This is a genomic window from Microbacterium sp. KRD172 (assembly GCF_017168295.1).
Classification (GTDB): domain Bacteria; phylum Actinomycetota; class Actinomycetes; order Actinomycetales; family Microbacteriaceae; genus Microbacterium; species Microbacterium profundi.
On sequence record NZ_JABFAS010000002.1, the window covers coordinates 1,215,650 to 1,231,490 of the forward strand.

Sequence of the window (15,841 nt, forward strand, 5' to 3'; positions counted from 1 at the left end):
GCTGACCGGCTAGTGCTTGCCGTCGCCGTCCAGGTCGGGGGCACGGTCGAACACGTCCTTGTCGAGTGTGAGATGTTCGGCCTCTGCGGCGTCGACCGTCGCGTCGCCGCCGGCGGCGAGTTCCTTCTTGATCTTGTAGCGCTCTGAGAAGTAGTGCCACAGAGTGACGACCGCTGTGCCGCCCACGGCGATCAGGAGGATGACGTCGATGTACTCGGTGACCAGATCCCGGATCCAGGGGATGTATGCGATCACGTAGCCGAGCATGGTCAGACCGAAGCCCCACAGAACGGCGCCGATGAGGTTGTAGAGGCTGTAGCGCTTCCAAGGCATATGACCGACACCGGCAGCGACGGGGGTGAACGTGCGCACGATCGGCACGAACCGCGCGAGGATCACGGTCAGGCCGCCGTAGCGTTCGAAGAACGCGTTCGTGCGCTCGACGTTCTTTCTGCTGAACAGGCCCGATTCCTTACGTTCGAACACGGCCGGGCCGCCCTTGTGTCCGATGAGATATCCGACCTCACCTCCGACGAACGCCGCGAGGGCGATGAGCAGGGCCACCACCCAGATGTTCAAACCGAAGACGTTGCTGGTGTGGGTCAGCAGGCCCGCGATCACGAGCAGAGTGTCGCCGGGGAGAAGGAAGCCGACCAGAAGTCCGGTCTCGGCGAACACGATGAAGCAGACCACGAGCAGAGCCCATGGACCGGCTGCTCCGATGATGACGGCAGGATCGAGCCAAGGAATGAGTGAGATCTGATTCATGGTGTCCCGTCGAGCGGTTCGTGCGGAGGTCAATCGAACGTGCTGTGCGGAAGGTGGGACTTGAACCCACACGCCCTGGGGCACAGGAACCTAAATCCTGCGTGTCTACCGATTCCACCACTCCCGCGCGTGGTCAAGTCTAGCCAGTGCGTCGGCCGCGATCACCGGGGGATATCCGGAGTGAATGCCGAGGGTTCTTCGTCTGCGTGGCACCGCTTGTGGATAACTTTCGAGGTCGTCGGCGGATTCTTGCGAGGATGCCGGTGTGAGCCAGAGCACCCTCGTCGTCGCCGAGCGTGTGCGTCGGCGTCTGCGCGCGGAGAGGACTGATCCCTCGCTCTCGCCGGAGGAGGCCAGGCGCATCGCGCAGGCCGAGGTGCGACGGCACAACGACCTCGCGTTGTCGCGTGGCGAAGAGACGATCGACGACGAGATCGCCTGCGTGCGCGACGTGCTCGCCTCTGTCAGCGGTTTCGGGCCCCTTCAACCGCTCCTCGATGATCCCGAGATCGAGGAGATCTGGTTGAACGGGCCCGATCGTGTCTTCGTCGCGCGAGAGGGCGTCTCGGAGCGGATCAGCCTGCGGCTCACGGATGCGATGGTGCGGGATCTCGTCGAGCGGATGCTGCAGGCCACCGGCCGCCGCGTCGACATCAGCCAGCCCTTCGTGGACGCGTCACTGCCCGACGGCTCGCGATTGCACGTCGCCATCGCCGATGTCGTCCGCGGCTCATGGGCGGTGAACATCAGGAAGTTCCTGCCCCGCTACCGCACCCTGGGGGCGCTGGTCGAGCTGGGGACGCTCCCTGCGGAAGTCGCGGAGATGCTGAACAGAGCGATGCGCGACGGCCTCAGCGTGATCGTGTCTGGTGCGACTCACACAGGCAAGACCACCCTGCTCGGCGCGCTGCTCGCGGCCTGCGCCGACAACCAGCGCATCATCACGGTCGAGGAGACATTCGAACTCGCAGTGGACGGGCCGGACCTCGTCGCGCTGCAGGGCCGCCAGGCGAGCCTCGAGGGCACCGGCGAGATCACCCTGCGCCGCCTCGTGAAAGAAGCTCTGCGCATGCGGCCGGATCGTCTTGTCGTCGGTGAGGTCCGAGATGCGGAAGCGCTCGACCTGGTGCTCGCTCTCAACACGGGAGTACCGGGCGCGGGAACGGTCCATGCGAACTCCGCAGTGGAGGCGCTGGAGAAGCTCACGATCCTGCCACTGCTCGCCGGCCGCAACATCGATCGCTCGTTCATCGCCCCCGCCCTCGCCGCCTCGGTCTCGTTGGTCGTGCACTGCGCGCGGGATGCCGCGGGTGGACGCCACGTCACCGAGGTGATCGCTCCGACCGGCGAGGTCGTGGAGGGACGCATCATCACACGCTCGCTCTACCGGGCGGAGCCTCCGGTATGACGTTGCTGGTCGGAGCGATTCTCGCGGCGGGGCTGCTCCTGTCCGCGTCGCCGTGGCTCTGGCCGCAGCGTGAGAAGGATATGCGCCCGGCGACCAGGAGCGGATGGCTCGTTCGCCTGATCGACGAGGCAGGCTACGCCTCCGTGCAGCAGCGCACCGTCGTGGCCATCGTCATCGCGATCGCATTGGCCGCTGCTGCGACCGTCTGGTTGATCACCGGCATCCCGACACTGGCGGTCCTCGCCACGATCGGGGGAGCGTCTGCTCCGATCGCGTTCCTGCGCTCGCGCCGTCTCCGACTGCTGAAGGCCCGCAGACAGCTGTGGCCGGATGTCTGCGATCTCCTCATCGCATCGATCCGCGTCGGGCTGTCCCTACCCGATGCCGTGGCGTCGCTGGCCGAATCGGCACCTGCGATGGTGCGCCCGGCGTTCGTCGTGTTCGCGCGAGATCTCCACTCCACCGGTCGTTTCGAGAGCAGCATCGAGAGGCTGAAGACCTCGCTCGCCGATCCCATCGCCGACCGGATCGTCGAGACCCTGAAGATGGCGAGGCAGGTGGGCGGAACCGAACTCACCGGCGTGCTGCGGGCGTTGTCGTCCTCCGTGCGGGCGGATGCGGCCTTGCGCGGCGAGGTCGAAGCGCGACAGTCGTGGATTCGCGGGGCGGCCGTGCTGGGCGTCGTCGCGCCGTGGATCATTCTCGGGCTGCTGGCGCTGCGCCCGGAGGGAGCACAGGCGTACACGAGCCCTGAAGGTGTGCTCGTGATCTGCGGTGGCGCCGCCGTCTCGGTCGTGGCGTTCCGCATCATGGTGCGTATCGGACGGCTGCCGGAACCCAGGCGGTGGTTCGCATGAGCGGTGTCACCGATGCGGCGATGGCGATCCTGCTCGGCGGAATCCTGGCCGCAGGCATCCTCTGCATCCTGGCAGCCGCGCCGCGGTGGGGCGCCGCTTCACTGACCACGCGCATCGCACCGTATGTGCGGGATGCTGTCGACGATGCCGCGCTGCCGTCCGGGATTCTTCCGAAGGCGGGAGTGCTTCCCCTCCGCACCGGGAGCATGTGGGAGCGGCTGAAGGACATGTTCGCGCGCAGTCTCGGCGGCGGCAATGCGCTGGCTCTGCGGCTCGCCCAGGCGGGGACGGACGAGGCGCCGGCATCATTCCGTGCCCGCCAGCTCGGGTGGGCGGTCACGGGATTCGGCGTCGGCTGCATACTCGTCGTGATCCTCGCATTGACAGGGCGGATGACGCCACCGGCGGCCGTGCTGCCTCTTCTCGTCGCGGCGGCGGGAGCGATCGTCGTCGACGTGCTTCTCTCATCCCGCGTCAAGTCGCGGCTGGGCAGGCTCAGCGACGAGCTGCCGACCACTCTGGAGTTCGTCGCGCTGTGCCTGTCCGCAGGCGAGGGCTTCTTCGACGCGCTGCGCCGTGTCGCCGCGATCGGCTCCGGCGAGCTCACTCAAGAGCTGCGACAGGTCGTGCTCGCCGTCGGAACAGGATCACCGCTGGCGGATGCTCTCGCGGAGATGGCCGCGCGGTTGCGACTGCCGGGCCTGTCGCGCGCGGTCGACCAGGTGATCGCTGCGCTCGAGCACGGCGCCCCGCTCGCCGGCGTGCTGCATTCGCAGGCCGCAGACGCGCGTGAGGACGCGAAACGCGTTCTCATCGAGCAGGCGGGTCGGCGCGAGATCTACATGATGCTGCCGCTGGTCTTCCTGATCCTGCCGCTGAGTGTGCTTTTCGCCGTGTTCCCTGGACTGTTCATCCTGCGACTCGGACTCGGTTGAAACAGAACCCCGAACGATCCACTACGAGAGGACTGATGATGAGAGCAATCGAACGCTGGTGGGCGGCGCTCACCGCCGATGCCGGAGAGCTCGCCGAGGACGAGACCGGGGATGTGCCCGGCTGGGTGCTGGTCACGCTCATGACGGCCGGCCTGGTGGTCCTCATCTGGGCGGTGGCCGGCCCGGCCTTGACCGGGTTGTTCGAGCAGGCGATCTCACGAGTGTCCGGACTCTGACATGCACTGGCGAGAGGCGGCGGCGGACGAGCGCGGGTCGAGCCCGGTCGAGTTCGTTCTCGTCGGCTCGCTGCTCACCGTCCTCACCCTTGCCGTGCTGCAGCTGGGGTTCGCGGTGTACGTGCGCAATGTCGTGCACGATGCCGCCGTCGAAGGCGCGCAGTACGCGGCTCTCGCCGACACCGCGCTCGAGGAGGGGGCGCAGCGCACGCGGCAGTCGATCACCCGCGCTGTCGGTGCGACCTATGCGGAGGACATCGCCGTCGCCGAGAGCGACCGGCTCGGGCATGCGACGGCCGTCGTGACAGTGCGCACCACCCTGCCCATCATCGGCCTGCTCGGCATTCCGTACGCGATGGAGGTGAACGCGGATGCGCCGTTGGAGACACTTGGCGAAGAGTGACGACGGCTCGGCAGCCCTGGAGTTCATCACGGTCGGCGTCATCCTCCTCGTCCCGCTCGCATACCTCGTGATCACTCTCGGCGCGGTGCAGGAGAGCCTTCTCGGTGTCGAGGCCGCGGCGAGACACACCGCCAGGGTGATCGGCCAGGCCGACGACGTCGAGTCAGCGGCGGTCAACGGCGACGCCGTGCTCGCGAGCGTCGTGGACCAATACGGGATGGATGCCGAGAACGTCGAGGTGTCCATGTCGTGCTCCCCGGCAGGAGCCGCGTGCCCCTCGGCCGGCGCGACGGTCATCGTCACGGTGACCACGCGCGTCTCGCTGCCGTTCGTGCCGCCGATCTTCGGCCTCGACAAGGCTGCGAGCATTCCGCTTGAAGCCGCCGCTGCGCAGAAGGTGTCGCGTCTGTGGGGCACCGGATGACGCGGTCTTCGATCTTCGCGGATGACCAGGACGGCAGCATCCTCCCGCTCCTGCTCGGATACGTCGCGCTCGCGATCGCCGTGATCTTCGTCTGCACCTGCGCGACCGATCTGTACATCGCGCAGAAGCGGCTCGATTCCCTCGCGGATGCCGCGGCGCTCGCCGGAGCCGACGGATTCACCCTCGTCGTCGACGGCGACGCGGTGCGTGCCGAGCTGACGGATGCCGGAGTGCAGGAGCAGGCGCTCGCGATCGTCGACGCAGTGGCGGCCGACGCGACTCTCGTCTCGGCATCCGCTCCCGACGGCGTCACCGCACGTGTGACTGTCGCCACCGCCTGGCGCCCGCCCTTGTTCTCACCGTTCGTGCCGGAAGGCGTACCGCTGGAAGCCACGGCGACGAGCCGCACGGCGCTGCGGTAGGCCAGCCGATGGACGTCAGCGATCCGGCCGAGGGCTGAACCGGGGGATCCAGCGGATGAAACCGAGCGCCCCGATCAGTCCCACGACGCCGATCACGCCCGATGCCACGGACAGCGAGGCGATCGCGGTCACCGCGGACACGATCAGCGGGGTGACAGCGCCACCGGCGTCCGTGAGCGTCCGCCACGAGCCGAGGAAAGCCGCCGGTTCCTGCTTCGGTGCGGTGTCGGCGCCGAGCGTCAGCAGAATGCCGCTGGAGAGGCCGTTTCCGACGCCCAGCACGGCCGCCAGCATCCCGAACCACAGCACTGCGGAATCGCCGTCGTGCGTGAACGAGAGCACGAGGAACCCGATGCCCATCAGCACCATCGCCGGCATCGCCGCCCACAGCCTCCCGAAGCGGTCCATGACCTGGCCGCTCGCGTAGAAGAGGGCGAAGTCGATCGCTCCGGAGACACCGACGACCAGCGCGATGGTCTGCGCGTCGAGCCCCAGCGACACGCCCCACAGTGGCAGCACGACCTGCCGTGCCGATCGCACCCCGGACAGGCAGGCGGCAGCCAGCCCCAGTCGCCCGAGCACGCCACGGTACTCCCACATGGTGCGGAAGATCCCGAGACGTTCGGCCGTCGGGATCGAGCCGGTCACCGCCTCTCCGGTGTCCTCCGCGAGAGTGGAGTTCGACCCGATCGACGGCGTCGTCTTCTCCGGATCGGGTCCGAACAGCACCAGCACCACCATGACGATCAGGCAGCCGAGGAAGAACCAGATCGCGGCATGCTCGTTGAACACCTGCAGCAGAGCGGCGGTGACGAACGGGCCGACGAACACGCCGAGGCGGAAGCTGCCGCCTAGCAGCGACAGTGCCCTGGCCCGGAACGCGACCGGCACCCTGGTCGTCATGAACGCGTGCCTGGCGAGTCCGAAGGCCGCAGCGCAGAACCCCAGCAGGAACACGGATGCTGCGAAGATCGCAAGCACCGGAGCGAGCACCATCCCGATGACGGCGCCGATGGAGATCACGCCGGCGATCACCATCGTGAAGCGCTCGCCGATTCGGGCGACCGCCCATCCGGCGGGGAGGTTGCCGCACAGCTGCCCGATCACGAGCGCCGATGCGACCAGCGCGGCCGAGGCGACGTCGGCACCCATGTTCGCGGCGATCACCGGGATCAGCGGGATGACGGCGCCCTCTCCGAGGGCGAACAGGATCGTGGGGAGGTACACCATCGGTCCGAACTGCCTCAGGACCGCTGACGCGCTGCTCACACGGCCACGCTACTCCGCGAAGGCGCCCCCTCAGATCACCGACGATCCACGGTAGGCTGGGGTGTCATGCTCGAACTAGATCTCTCCGCCGAAATTCAGGCGCTCAGGCACACCTTCGGCGATATCAGCGAGGTCGTGGATGTTTCCAGGCTGCGCGAGGACATCGCCCGGCTCAGTGAGGAAGCGGGCGCACCCGACCTCTGGGACGACACCGAGCGCGCCCAGAAGGTGACCAGTGCCCTCAGCCATCGCCAGTCCGAGCTCGCCCGCATCACCGGCATCGCACAGCGCCTCGACGATCTCGAGGTGCTCGTCGAACTCGCCAACGAGATGGGCGATGAGGAATCCGGCCAGGAGGCGCGGGGCGAACTCGCCGCGCTGACCGATGTGATGAACCAACTCGAGGTGCAGACGCTCCTCGATGGCGAGTACGACGACCGCTCGGCGATCATCACGATCCGCTCGGGCGCCGGCGGCGACGACGCCACCGACTTCGCCGAGATGCTCATGCGCATGTATCTGCGCTGGGCGGAGAAGCACAAGTATCCGGCCAAGGTCATGGACACCTCATATGCGGAGGGCGCCGGCATCAAGTCCGCCACCTTCGAGATCACGGCGCCCTATGCCTTCGGCACGCTGTCGGTCGAAGCCGGCACGCACCGCCTCGCGCGCATCAGCCCATTCGGCTCTGCGGACAAGCGCCAGACCAGCTTCGCCGCAGTCGAGGTCATCCCTCTCATGGAGGAGGCCACTGCGGTCGAGATCCCTGAGGGCGACATCCGCGTCGACGTCTTCCGCTCGTCCGGCCCTGGCGGTCAGTCCGTCAACACGACCGACTCGGCCGTGCGCCTGACGCACCTTCCGACCGGCATCGTCGTCTCGATGCAGAACGAGAAGTCGCAGATCCAGAACCGCGCCGCCGCCATGCGCGTGCTGCAGACCCGACTCCTGCTGCTGCAGAAGGAGGAGGAAGCCGCGAAGAAGAAGGAGCTCGCCGGAAACATCACGGCGAGCTGGGGCGATCAGATGCGCTCGTACTTCCTCTATGGCCAGCAGCTGGTCAAGGACCTGCGCACAGGTCAGGAGTCGGGCAACCCCGCCGCCGTGTTCGACGGCGATCTCGACGACTTCATCTCGGCCGGCATCCGCTGGCGCAAGCGCAGAGACGAAGACTGACAGTCAGACGACAGAGCGAGAGACCCACGATGCACGATGTCGTGGGTCTCGTTGCTTCACATCCGTTACTGAAGGTCTGGGGCGCAGACAACGACCGCTTCGGACAGCCCGGTGGCGAACTCCAATGCCCCCGTCGAATCGCCGAAGTCGCCTTCACCACGCGCGATCGCGGACAGTGTCTCGTCCGACACATCAGGATTGTCGACCAGCTCCTGGGCGAGACACGGGATGGTGTCGTTCTCGTAGCCGGTGGCGCCCTGCGCGCCGACGATCACCCGCAGGCCCTCGGCGACCTCATCCGTGCTCGGGCGATCGCCGGTGGCTCCGGCATCGGCGTCTGACTCGTCATCGGCGTCCGCCGAGATCGACGGCAACGGCGTGGGCGGCGAATATTCGTCGACGGCGGTCATGAACGCGGCGGTGAGGATCACGAAGGCGATGATGGCGCCGACGATCGCGCCGACGACGGAAAGGCAGATGGCGACGATCGGAGCCCACTTCTTCCCGCGGAGGAAGAACGCGATGATCGAGAGGACGAAGGCGGTCGCCAGCAGGAACCAGCCGACGCCGAGGATCGGTGGAATGCACACCGTGATGAAACCGAGCACGGCTGCGCCGAGCGCGATCCAGCCCACGATGGACGGGCCGGATGCCGGGGGAGACGCCGGTGCGGACGAGTAATTCCCCGCGGCGGCCGGATACCCGCCGCCGGTCGGCGCAGGGTATGCGCCCGGAGCAGCGTACGGCGGGGCGGGTACTGCCGGCGTCTCGGGCGCGAAGTTCTCGGTCCACTGCTGACCGTCCCACCAGCGCTGGCGTCCGGATCCGTCGTCGTACCAGCCTGCAGGCGTGCTCATGTCTCTCCTCGATACCGGTGTTCGGCGATGTCCCCGGGTACGCACTGACGCGAACCACTACTGGGACATGCTTATCAGGGATTCCGCTCGCGTTCACATGGGGAGCGCTCTCCGTCTCAGGGGGTGTCGCTCGCGGTGAGCGCGGAACCCGCGCTTAGGCTCGTAAAGCCATGATTCGGTTCGAGAACGTCACCAAGCGCTACCGCGGGACGAAGCGACCGGCCCTCGCCGGGGTCGACTTCGAGATCCAGCGGGGCGAATTCGTCTTCCTCGTCGGTGCGTCGGGGTCGGGGAAGTCCACCTGCCTCCAGCTCATCCTCCGTGAGGAGGTGCCCTCCACGGGACGCGTCGCCGTTCTCGGCCGCGATCTTCGTGCACTGGCGAACCGTAAAGTGCCGTATTTCCGCCGTCACATCGGCTCGGTCTTCCAGGACTTCCGCCTGCTCTCGACCAAGACCGTGTTCCAGAACGTCGCGTTCACCCTGCAGGTGACCGGATCCTCTCGAGGATTCGTCCAGCAGGCCGTGCCGGAGGCGCTCGCACTCGTCGGCCTTGCCGGCAAGGAGAAGCGGATGCCGCACGAGCTGTCCGGTGGTGAGCAGCAGCGCGTCGCCATCGCCCGCGCGCTGGTCAACCGCCCGCAGGTGCTGCTCGCCGACGAGCCGACCGGAAACCTCGACCCCGCGACCTCGGTCGACATCATGCAGCTTCTGGCGCGCATCAACGCCGGCGGCACGACTGTGCTGATGGCCACGCACGAGGCCGCCTTCGTGGATCAGATGCAGCGCCGTGTGATCGAGCTGCGTGACGGCGAGATGGTGCGAGACGAGGTGCACGGCGGTTACGGCGATCGGTCGATGATCCCGCAGCTCGTCCCGGAGCAGGAGCGCGGCGCAGCCGCGACAGCTGCCCTCACCGCTGTGCAGGAGGTGCAGCGCCAGACCGAGTCGCTCGAGCCGCTCACCGCCGAGATGATCGCGTCGATGCGCGCAGCGCGCATCGCTGACGCAGCTCCGGCCGATGCGGCGCCGGCCGATGCGGCGCCGGCCGATGCGGCTCCGGCGACCGAGGCCAGGCCTGCCGACACGTCTGCGATCGTCCTTCCGGATGTGAACGTGGCGGAGCTCGGAGTGGCCGATCGCCTCGGACTCTCCGACAGCGGCGACGACGAGGAAGTGGGACCGACATCGTGAGAGTGGGTCTGATCCTCACCGAGGCCCTCGGGGGCCTGAGGCGCAACATCTCGATGGTGATCTCGGTCGTGCTCGTGACGTTCGTCTCGCTGACGTTCGTCGGCGCGGCGATCCTCATGCAGGGCCAGATCAGCACCATGCGCGCCTACTGGACCGAGCGCGCCCAGGTGTCCGTCTCGATGTGCTCGACGGTCTCGACCGGTGAGAGCTGCCTCGACGGCGCCGCGACACCCGAGCAGGTCGAGCAGGTGCGCGCGGAGCTCGAGGGCGATCCTCTCGCCTCACTCATCGGCGACCTCCGCTTCGAGAACAAGGCCGAGGCCTACGCCAACGTCACCGAGCTGCTCGGTGAGGAGCAGGCGAGCGTTCTCACCGAGGAGCAGATGTCGGAGACGTTCTACGTCACCCTCAAGGACCCAGGTCAATCGCAGGTGATCGTCGAGGCGTTCGCCGGCATCAACGGCGTCGAAGAGGTGCGCGACCAGTTGCAGTACCTCGACCCGCTGTTCTCCGCGCTCACGGTCGCGACCTACATCGCCGTCGGTATCGCCGTCCTCATGCTCATCGCAGCCATTCTGCTGATCGCCACGACGATCCGGCTGTCCGCTTACGCCAGACGCAAGGAGATCGGCATCATGCGCCTGGTCGGCGCGTCGAACCGGTTCATCCAGACCCCGTTCATCCTCGAGGGCGTGTTCGCCGCCTTCATCGGCTCGGTGCTCGCCAGCGCGGCCGTGGTCGCCGGAGTGCACTTCGGTGTCAACGGCTATCTGAAGGGCCGGGTGCCGTTCATCACCACGTGGGTGACGATGCAGGATGCTGCGCTCGTCGTGCCGGTGCTCATCGGCATCGGCGTGATCTTGGCCGCCCTCTCGGCTGGCTTCGCGATACGTCGCTGGCTGCGCACGTAGCATCCGGATGCGCAGGCAGCATCCGCCCGCGACGTCTCGGCATCCGCAGCCGTCGTTGTAGACTGATGGGCTGTCGTGCGTTCGGCGCGGCACGGATCAGGAGAGCATCATGCCCAGGGAACGCGGGGAGAAGGTCGTCGCGACCAATCGTCGCGCACGTCACGACTACACCATCGAGAAGTCGTACGAGGCGGGGATGGTGCTCACCGGCACCGAAGTGAAGTCACTGCGGCAGGGCCGCGCGAACCTCAGCGACGGGTATGCGTTCGTCAAGGGCAACGAGGTGTTCCTCGACTCGGTGCACATCCCCGAGTACTCGCAGGGGCACTGGACGAACCACTCGGCCAAGCGCATCCGCAAGCTGCTGCTGCACCGCGAGGAGATCGAGAAGCTGCAGCACGCGGTGTCCGCCGGCGGCTACACGCTGATCCCGCTCAAGCTCTACTTCTCCGACGGCAGGGCGAAGGTCGAGATCGCCCTCGCGAAGGGCAAGCGCGAGTTCGACAAGCGTCAGACGCTGCGCGAACGCCAGGACACCCGCGAGGCGCAGCGCGCCATGCGCATGCGCAACCGCGTGGGGGAGTAGCCCTACACCTCAGGGGCGAATCCGAACACCGCTCCGAGAAAGCGCAGTTCGCGCTCGAGCGCGTCGATGATCGTCTCCGCGCGCCGGAAACCGTGCCCCTCGCCCGGATACACGACGAATTCGTGCGGGATGCCGCGTGCGGCCAGAGCATCGCGGATCGACTCCGACTGCGCCAGCGGCACGACACGGTCGTCTTCGCCCTGCAGCAGCAGAACAGGCACATCGATCTGTTCCGCGTGCGTGAGCGGAGAGCGATCGATGTAGATATGCTCGGCCGCGGGCAGCGGGCCGACGAGTCCGTCGAGGTAGTACTTCTCGAAGTCGTGCGTGTCCTGGGCGAGAGCGCGCAGATCGGTGACGCCGTAGCGGCTGATGCCTGCGGCGAACACGCCGCCGCGTACGAGTGCGGCGAGCACGGTCCATCCACCTGCCGAGCCGCCCCGGATCGCGATGCGCTTCGGGTCCGCACGCCCTGAGTCCGCGAGTCCGCGCGCCGCGGCGAGCACATCATCGACCTCTGCGATGCCCCACTGGCCGTCGAGACGCTCACGATAGGCGCGGCCGTATCCGGTCGAGCCGCCGTAGTTGACGTCGAGCACGCCGATGCCGCGGCTCGTGTAGAACGCGATGGCTGCGGATGCCGCTCCCGCGACGTGCGCGGTCGGTCCTCCGTGCACGAAGACGATGTACGGCGGGAGTTCGCCCTCGGGCGTCGTGGCATCGGGGTTCGCCGGTGCGTAAGCGAAGGCATGCACCGGGCCGTTCGCGCCGTCGAGGGTGATGCGGGTGGCCGGCGGCATCCAGCGCTCGTCCACTGGCAGGCCGCCGCGTACGCGTTCGACCTCGCCGGAATCCACGTCCACGCACCAGAGGCCTGCGCTCACGCGTGCCCCGCCGCCGGAGAGCAGCACGCGAGTGCCTGACACGTCGTCGATGCTCACGTGCGCGGTGGCGGGAACATCGAGGCGCCTCTCGGAACCGTCGCGTTCGATCAGCGCGACCTCGTCCGCACCGTTCGTGCGCACGATGACGATACGGCCGTCTGCGAGCGGCTGATACCAGCGGTTTCCGAGCACCCAGAGTCCGTAGCCGGTGTCGGCGTCGGCCGGGGCGATCGGCTCCGGTGCGCCCGCGTCGAGGCCGTGCATCTCCCGGCGATAGAGATTCCAGCGCCCGGTGGGGTCGTCCGCGTATACGAGTTCTGTGTCGCTGATCCACTCCGGCTGCAGCGCCGCGCGTGCGGGTGTGTCGGCGAAGACATCGTCGCCGACCTCCGTGACGCACAGCCTGGCCTCCTGCCACGGCATCCGTCGACCGCTCCACTCGACCCACGCGATGCGGGTCCCGTCGGGGGAGAGCGCGGGGTGTGCGAAGAAGGCGCTGCCCTGGATATGCACACGGATCGCGGCCTCGTCCGAGGTGGCGGATGCGTCGGTCGGGACCTCGACGATCGCCCGCCGGTGCGGCTCCACCGAGAGATTTTCGCGCACGGCCAGCAGGCGCCCGTCCTGTAGGCGGAGCCCGCCGTGGTTCGGTCCGGCGGGCGTCAACGGTTCGGGCTCCTCGCCTGGCAGCATCCGATACACCCGTTGATCGCCGGCATCGACGAAGTACAGGGTGCCGCCTGCGTCCGCTGTCCACGCTCCGCCGCCGTACTCGTGCACCCGCGATCGGGCGCTCCACGGCGCGGGGAGGACCACCTTCCCGGTCGAGCTGCGCACCGAGACACGGCCGCCCTCGGCCGGCACCGATTCGCCCCACCAGATTTCGTCGCCCACGAAGCGGGCGCCATCGATTCGCGGCGCTGATGATGCGATATCGGCGGCGTGGAAGGGAGAGGTCCAGGTTCCGTACGGCTGCATGCTTCGAGCCTATGCGGCTCCGATCGACCGTCGTCGTTCGGAGCCGGCAGCGCTTGCTGTCTGTCAGACCGCGCGGAGCACCGCGACGATCTTGCCGAGCACTACTGCGTCGTCACCGAGGATGGGCTCGAAGGACGAGTTGCGGGGGAGGAGCCACGTGTGTCCGTCGCGCTGGCGGAACGTCTTCACCGTCGCCTCGCCGTCGAGCATGGCCGCGACGATCTCGCCGTTCTCCGCGGTGTTCTGCGTGCGCACGACGACCCAGTCGCCGTCGCAGATGGCGGCGTCGATCATGGACTCGCCTGACACCTTGAGCATGAACAGGTCGCCCTTGCCCACGAGCTGGCGGGGAAGCGGGAAGATCTCCTCGACCTGCTGCTCGGCAGTGATCGGCACGCCGGCGGCGATCTGACCGACGAGCGGCACCATCGCCGCGTCGCCGACGGGAGTGCTGGAGTCCGCCGGGTTCTCACTACTCGTGCCTGGCAGGTCGATGAGCACCTCCATCGCGCGCGTCTTGCCCGGATCGCGGCGCAGGTAGCCGCTCAGCTCGAGCTGACCGAGCTGGTGAGTGACGCTCGAGAGCGACTTGAGCCCGACGGCGTCGCCGATCTCGCGCATGCTCGGCGGATAGCCGTGCCTGGCGATCGAAGTCTGGATGACCTCGAGGATCGCCAGCTGCTTGGGGCTGAGGTTCTTGCGCCGACGGGTGCGCGGAACCTCAGGGCCGGGTGCGGAGATGTCGCTCATGGGTGCTCCTTCGTGCGCGTTCACGGTGCCGATGTTCGCCTGCACGGACCCTCGTCTTCGAATGTCTGTGGTCCGTGATGTGGTGTGGATATCGAAACCGTATCCGAGAAACGCCTCGAAACGGAAGATCTGTTCGAGCGTGTCGGGTGATTCGAAGGACGGGTTTCGAATAAGTCTTGACAGATGTTCGAATTCGAATATACATTCGGTACGTAGCTTCGCATTCCCCGCTCCCGGCCGAGCGGCGAATGCGAACGCTACGCCAAACGGCTCAAAGCCCAGAGGCAACCAGAGGCAGAGGAGAGATCACATGAGCACCATCAGCATCACCGCACCCGCAGTCGTTCCCGTGCGCACCGCGACCGGCGCCGCGACGCGGCTGCGACTGACGACGCGCGGGCGTCGACTGCTGGTCGCTCTCGCGGCGCTCCCACTCGCGGTCGGCATCGGCTTCGCAGCCATCAGCGGTGGCTCGGCACTTGCATCGGGTGACTCGTCCACCCCGGTCAGCTTCGACACCGTGACGGTCATGCCCGGCGACACGCTCTGGGCGATCGCCGAAGATGTCGCCCCCGCCGAAGACCCTCGCACGGTCATCAGTGAGATCCAGAAGCTCAATGCTCTGAACGGTGGCTCCCTGCAGGCCGGGCAGCAGCTCGCGATCCCCGCGGAGTACGCCGACTGATCTCACCGTTAACATGGGGAGGGTGACTGCTTCACTCAGCGACTTACCCCTCCGCGACGATCTTCGCGGTCTCACCCCTTACGGCGCACCGCAGGCCCCGCTGGCCGTGGCGCTGAACGTGAACGAGAACACCCATCCCGTGCCGGATGAAGTCGCGAGCGACATCCTCGACGACATCGCCGTCGCGCTGCGCGACGTGAACCGCTACCCCGATCGCGAGTTCACGACGTTGCGGGAAGGGTTCGCCGACTACCTCGGCCATGGCCTCGACGCCTCGCAGATCTGGGCAGGCAACGGATCGAACGAGGTGCTGCAGCACATCCTGCAGGCCTTCGCAGGGCCGGGTCGCACGGTCTTCGGGTTCGCGCCCACCTACTCGATGTACCCGCTGCTGTCGCAGGGCACCGGTGCGCGCTGGGTGGCCGGCGAACGTCAGCCCGACTACACGCTCACCGCCGAGGACGCGGTGGCTCAGGTCATTGCGTCCGATCCCGACGTGATCATGCTGTGCACGCCGAACAACCCCACCGGAACGCCGCTCGGCCTCGACGTGATCGAGGCCGTCTACGACGCGGCACGTGGTGTCGTGGTCGTCGATGAGGCCTATCAGGAGTTCGCGCCTCGTGACGCGGCATCCGCTCTCACGCTTCTCGAAGGTCGCCCCCGTCTTGCCGTCTCGCGCACGATGAGCAAGGCGTTCGCGTTCGCCGGCGCACGGGTCGGGTATCTCGCCGCCGACCCGGCGTTCATCGACGCTCTTCGACTCGTCAGGCTTCCGTACCACCTCAGCGCCCTCACCCAGGCGGCGGCCGTGGCTGCGCTGCGCAATGCGCCGGCGATGCTCGGCATGGTCGACGAGATCGTCGAGCAGCGCGACCGGATCACCGCGACCCTGGAGGCGCTCGGCTACGAGCCGCACGAATCGTGGTCGAACTTCGTGCTGTTCGGGGGAGTGGCAGATCCGCAGGCGACGTTCCAGGCGCTGTACGAGCGCGGCGTGCTGGTGCGCGACGTGGGCATCGCGAACCACCTGCGGGTCACCGCCGGCACCGAGGCCGAGACCACGGCGTTCCTGGACGCGCTGGCCTCGATATGATCG

At 67.5% G+C, this 15,841-nt stretch carries 18 protein-coding genes and 1 tRNA gene; 13 read left to right on the forward strand and 6 right to left on the reverse strand.

Going from position 1 to position 15,841, the window contains the following annotated elements; all coding sequences use genetic code 11:
- Positions 1-9: 9 nt before the first annotated feature.
- On the reverse strand, positions 10-768 hold the full coding sequence (locus tag J1M43_RS06185) for a DedA family protein (RefSeq protein WP_206476292.1): 759 nt from the start codon (positions 766-768) through the stop codon (positions 10-12).
- A 45-nt stretch (positions 769-813) separates the two neighbouring features.
- Positions 814-895: transfer RNA gene (locus J1M43_RS06190), tRNA-Leu, on the reverse strand.
- A 138-nt stretch (positions 896-1,033) separates the two neighbouring features.
- Here J1M43_RS06190 and J1M43_RS06195 point away from each other — a divergent pair.
- The 7 genes from J1M43_RS06195 to J1M43_RS06225 are packed head-to-tail and all read left to right on the forward strand — an operon-like array spanning position 1,034 to position 5,453.
- Complete coding sequence (locus J1M43_RS06195; protein WP_206476293.1) at positions 1,034-2,176, forward strand: CpaF family protein; 1,143 nt, start codon at positions 1,034-1,036, stop codon at positions 2,174-2,176.
- Entirely contained in the window at positions 2,173-3,033 is an 861-nt protein-coding gene (locus J1M43_RS06200) for a type II secretion system F family protein (RefSeq protein WP_033106869.1), read from the forward strand. Before J1M43_RS06195 ends, J1M43_RS06200 begins: the two co-directional genes overlap by 4 nt.
- The gene (locus J1M43_RS06205) at positions 3,030-3,968 is read left to right on the forward strand and encodes a type II secretion system F family protein (RefSeq protein WP_033106870.1); all 939 of its coding nucleotides are present in this window, start codon (positions 3,030-3,032) and stop codon (positions 3,966-3,968) included. The genes J1M43_RS06200 and J1M43_RS06205 overlap by 4 nt, the downstream gene beginning before the upstream one ends.
- Positions 3,969-4,003: 35 nt before the next feature.
- Positions 4,004-4,204, forward strand: a complete 201-nt coding sequence (locus J1M43_RS06210) for a hypothetical protein (RefSeq protein WP_033106871.1) — start codon at positions 4,004-4,006, stop codon at positions 4,202-4,204.
- A gap of 1 nt (position 4,205) precedes the next feature.
- Positions 4,206-4,607 (forward strand): TadE/TadG family type IV pilus assembly protein, encoded by a 402-nt coding sequence (locus J1M43_RS06215; RefSeq protein ID WP_033106872.1) that lies wholly within the window; start codon positions 4,206-4,208, stop codon positions 4,605-4,607.
- Complete coding sequence (locus tag J1M43_RS06220) at positions 4,594-5,031, forward strand: TadE family protein (RefSeq protein WP_234001186.1); 438 nt, start codon at positions 4,594-4,596, stop codon at positions 5,029-5,031. Before J1M43_RS06215 ends, J1M43_RS06220 begins: the two co-directional genes overlap by 14 nt.
- Complete coding sequence (locus tag J1M43_RS06225; protein WP_033106980.1) at positions 5,028-5,453, forward strand: pilus assembly protein TadG-related protein; 426 nt, start codon at positions 5,028-5,030, stop codon at positions 5,451-5,453. Before J1M43_RS06220 ends, J1M43_RS06225 begins: the two co-directional genes overlap by 4 nt.
- Positions 5,454-5,468: 15 nt before the next feature.
- On the opposite strand, the gene J1M43_RS06230 is transcribed toward J1M43_RS06225, so the two are convergent.
- Positions 5,469-6,683, reverse strand: coding sequence for an MFS transporter (locus tag J1M43_RS06230; RefSeq protein WP_052167026.1), 1,215 nt, complete (start codon positions 6,681-6,683; stop codon positions 5,469-5,471).
- A 105-nt stretch (positions 6,684-6,788) separates the two neighbouring features.
- Between J1M43_RS06230 and prfB the strand changes: the two genes are divergently transcribed.
- Positions 6,789-7,898, forward strand: coding sequence for a peptide chain release factor 2 (prfB, locus tag J1M43_RS06235; RefSeq protein WP_033106875.1), 1,110 nt, complete (start codon positions 6,789-6,791; stop codon positions 7,896-7,898).
- A gap of 65 nt (positions 7,899-7,963) precedes the next feature.
- Here prfB and J1M43_RS06240 read toward each other — a convergent pair whose 3' ends face one another.
- Positions 7,964-8,755 carry a DUF2510 domain-containing protein gene (locus J1M43_RS06240; protein WP_206476294.1) on the reverse strand — a complete coding sequence of 264 codons (792 nt, stop codon included), beginning with the start codon at positions 8,753-8,755 and terminating at the stop codon, positions 7,964-7,966.
- A 170-nt stretch (positions 8,756-8,925) separates the two neighbouring features.
- Between J1M43_RS06240 and ftsE the strand changes: the two genes are divergently transcribed.
- The 3 genes from ftsE to smpB all read left to right on the forward strand — a co-directional run bounded on the left by ftsE (position 8,926) and on the right by smpB (position 11,445).
- The gene (gene ftsE / locus J1M43_RS06245) at positions 8,926-9,948 is read left to right on the forward strand and encodes a cell division ATP-binding protein FtsE (protein WP_206476295.1); all 1,023 of its coding nucleotides are present in this window, start codon (positions 8,926-8,928) and stop codon (positions 9,946-9,948) included.
- Entirely contained in the window at positions 9,945-10,859 is a 915-nt protein-coding gene (gene ftsX / locus J1M43_RS06250) for a permease-like cell division protein FtsX (RefSeq protein ID WP_033106877.1), read from the forward strand. The genes ftsE and ftsX overlap by 4 nt, the downstream gene beginning before the upstream one ends.
- A 109-nt stretch (positions 10,860-10,968) precedes the next feature.
- Positions 10,969-11,445, forward strand: a complete 477-nt coding sequence (gene smpB, locus J1M43_RS06255) for an SsrA-binding protein SmpB (RefSeq protein WP_033106878.1) — start codon at positions 10,969-10,971, stop codon at positions 11,443-11,445.
- 2 nt (positions 11,446-11,447) lie between these two features.
- On the opposite strand, the gene J1M43_RS06260 is transcribed toward smpB, so the two are convergent.
- Both J1M43_RS06260 and lexA read right to left on the reverse strand, forming a co-directional pair.
- A complete protein-coding gene (locus J1M43_RS06260) occupies positions 11,448-13,307 on the reverse strand; it encodes a prolyl oligopeptidase family serine peptidase (protein ID WP_206476296.1) in 1,860 nt (619 codons plus the stop codon).
- 63 nt (positions 13,308-13,370) lie between these two features.
- Positions 13,371-14,057 carry a transcriptional repressor LexA gene (gene lexA, locus J1M43_RS06265; RefSeq protein WP_033106982.1) on the reverse strand — a complete coding sequence of 229 codons (687 nt, stop codon included), beginning with the start codon at positions 14,055-14,057 and terminating at the stop codon, positions 13,371-13,373.
- A 310-nt stretch (positions 14,058-14,367) separates the two neighbouring features.
- On the opposite strand from lexA, the gene J1M43_RS06270 reads away from it, so the two are divergent.
- Both J1M43_RS06270 and J1M43_RS06275 read left to right on the forward strand, forming a co-directional pair.
- Positions 14,368-14,742 carry a LysM peptidoglycan-binding domain-containing protein gene (locus J1M43_RS06270; RefSeq protein ID WP_206476297.1) on the forward strand — a complete coding sequence of 125 codons (375 nt, stop codon included), beginning with the start codon at positions 14,368-14,370 and terminating at the stop codon, positions 14,740-14,742.
- A gap of 13 nt (positions 14,743-14,755) precedes the next feature.
- Positions 14,756-15,838: a histidinol-phosphate transaminase gene (locus tag J1M43_RS06275; protein WP_206476298.1), complete on the forward strand. Its 1,083-nt coding sequence runs from the start codon at positions 14,756-14,758 to the stop codon at positions 15,836-15,838.
- Positions 15,839-15,841 lie beyond the last annotated feature (3 nt).

Bases quoted from the DNA above. Each gene is read 5' to 3' on its own strand.
- J1M43_RS06185 (WP_206476292.1), bottom strand. From the start codon at position 768: ATGAATCAGATCTCACTCATTCCTTGGCTCGATCCTGCCGTCATCATC.
- J1M43_RS06200 (WP_033106869.1), top strand. From the start codon at position 2,173: ATGACGTTGCTGGTCGGAGCGATTCTCGCGGCGGGGCTGCTCCTGTCC.
- J1M43_RS06205 (WP_033106870.1), top strand. From the start codon at position 3,030: ATGAGCGGTGTCACCGATGCGGCGATGGCGATCCTGCTCGGCGGAATC.
- J1M43_RS06210 (WP_033106871.1), top strand. From the start codon at position 4,004: ATGATGAGAGCAATCGAACGCTGGTGGGCGGCGCTCACCGCCGATGCC.
- J1M43_RS06215 (WP_033106872.1), top strand. From the start codon at position 4,206: ATGCACTGGCGAGAGGCGGCGGCGGACGAGCGCGGGTCGAGCCCGGTC.
- J1M43_RS06225 (WP_033106980.1), top strand. From the start codon at position 5,028: ATGACGCGGTCTTCGATCTTCGCGGATGACCAGGACGGCAGCATCCTC.
- J1M43_RS06230 (WP_052167026.1), bottom strand. From the start codon at position 6,683: ATGGTGTACCTCCCCACGATCCTGTTCGCCCTCGGAGAGGGCGCCGTC.
- prfB (WP_033106875.1), top strand. From the start codon at position 6,789: ATGCTCGAACTAGATCTCTCCGCCGAAATTCAGGCGCTCAGGCACACC.
- J1M43_RS06240 (WP_206476294.1), bottom strand. From the start codon at position 8,755: ATGAGCACGCCTGCAGGCTGGTACGACGACGGATCCGGACGCCAGCGC.
- ftsE (WP_206476295.1), top strand. From the start codon at position 8,926: ATGATTCGGTTCGAGAACGTCACCAAGCGCTACCGCGGGACGAAGCGA.
- smpB (WP_033106878.1), top strand. From the start codon at position 10,969: ATGCCCAGGGAACGCGGGGAGAAGGTCGTCGCGACCAATCGTCGCGCA.
- J1M43_RS06260 (WP_206476296.1), bottom strand. From the start codon at position 13,307: ATGCAGCCGTACGGAACCTGGACCTCTCCCTTCCACGCCGCCGATATC.
- lexA (WP_033106982.1), bottom strand. From the start codon at position 14,057: ATGAGCGACATCTCCGCACCCGGCCCTGAGGTTCCGCGCACCCGTCGG.
- J1M43_RS06270 (WP_206476297.1), top strand. From the start codon at position 14,368: ATGAGCACCATCAGCATCACCGCACCCGCAGTCGTTCCCGTGCGCACC.
- J1M43_RS06275 (WP_206476298.1), top strand. From the start codon at position 14,756: ATGGGGAGGGTGACTGCTTCACTCAGCGACTTACCCCTCCGCGACGAT.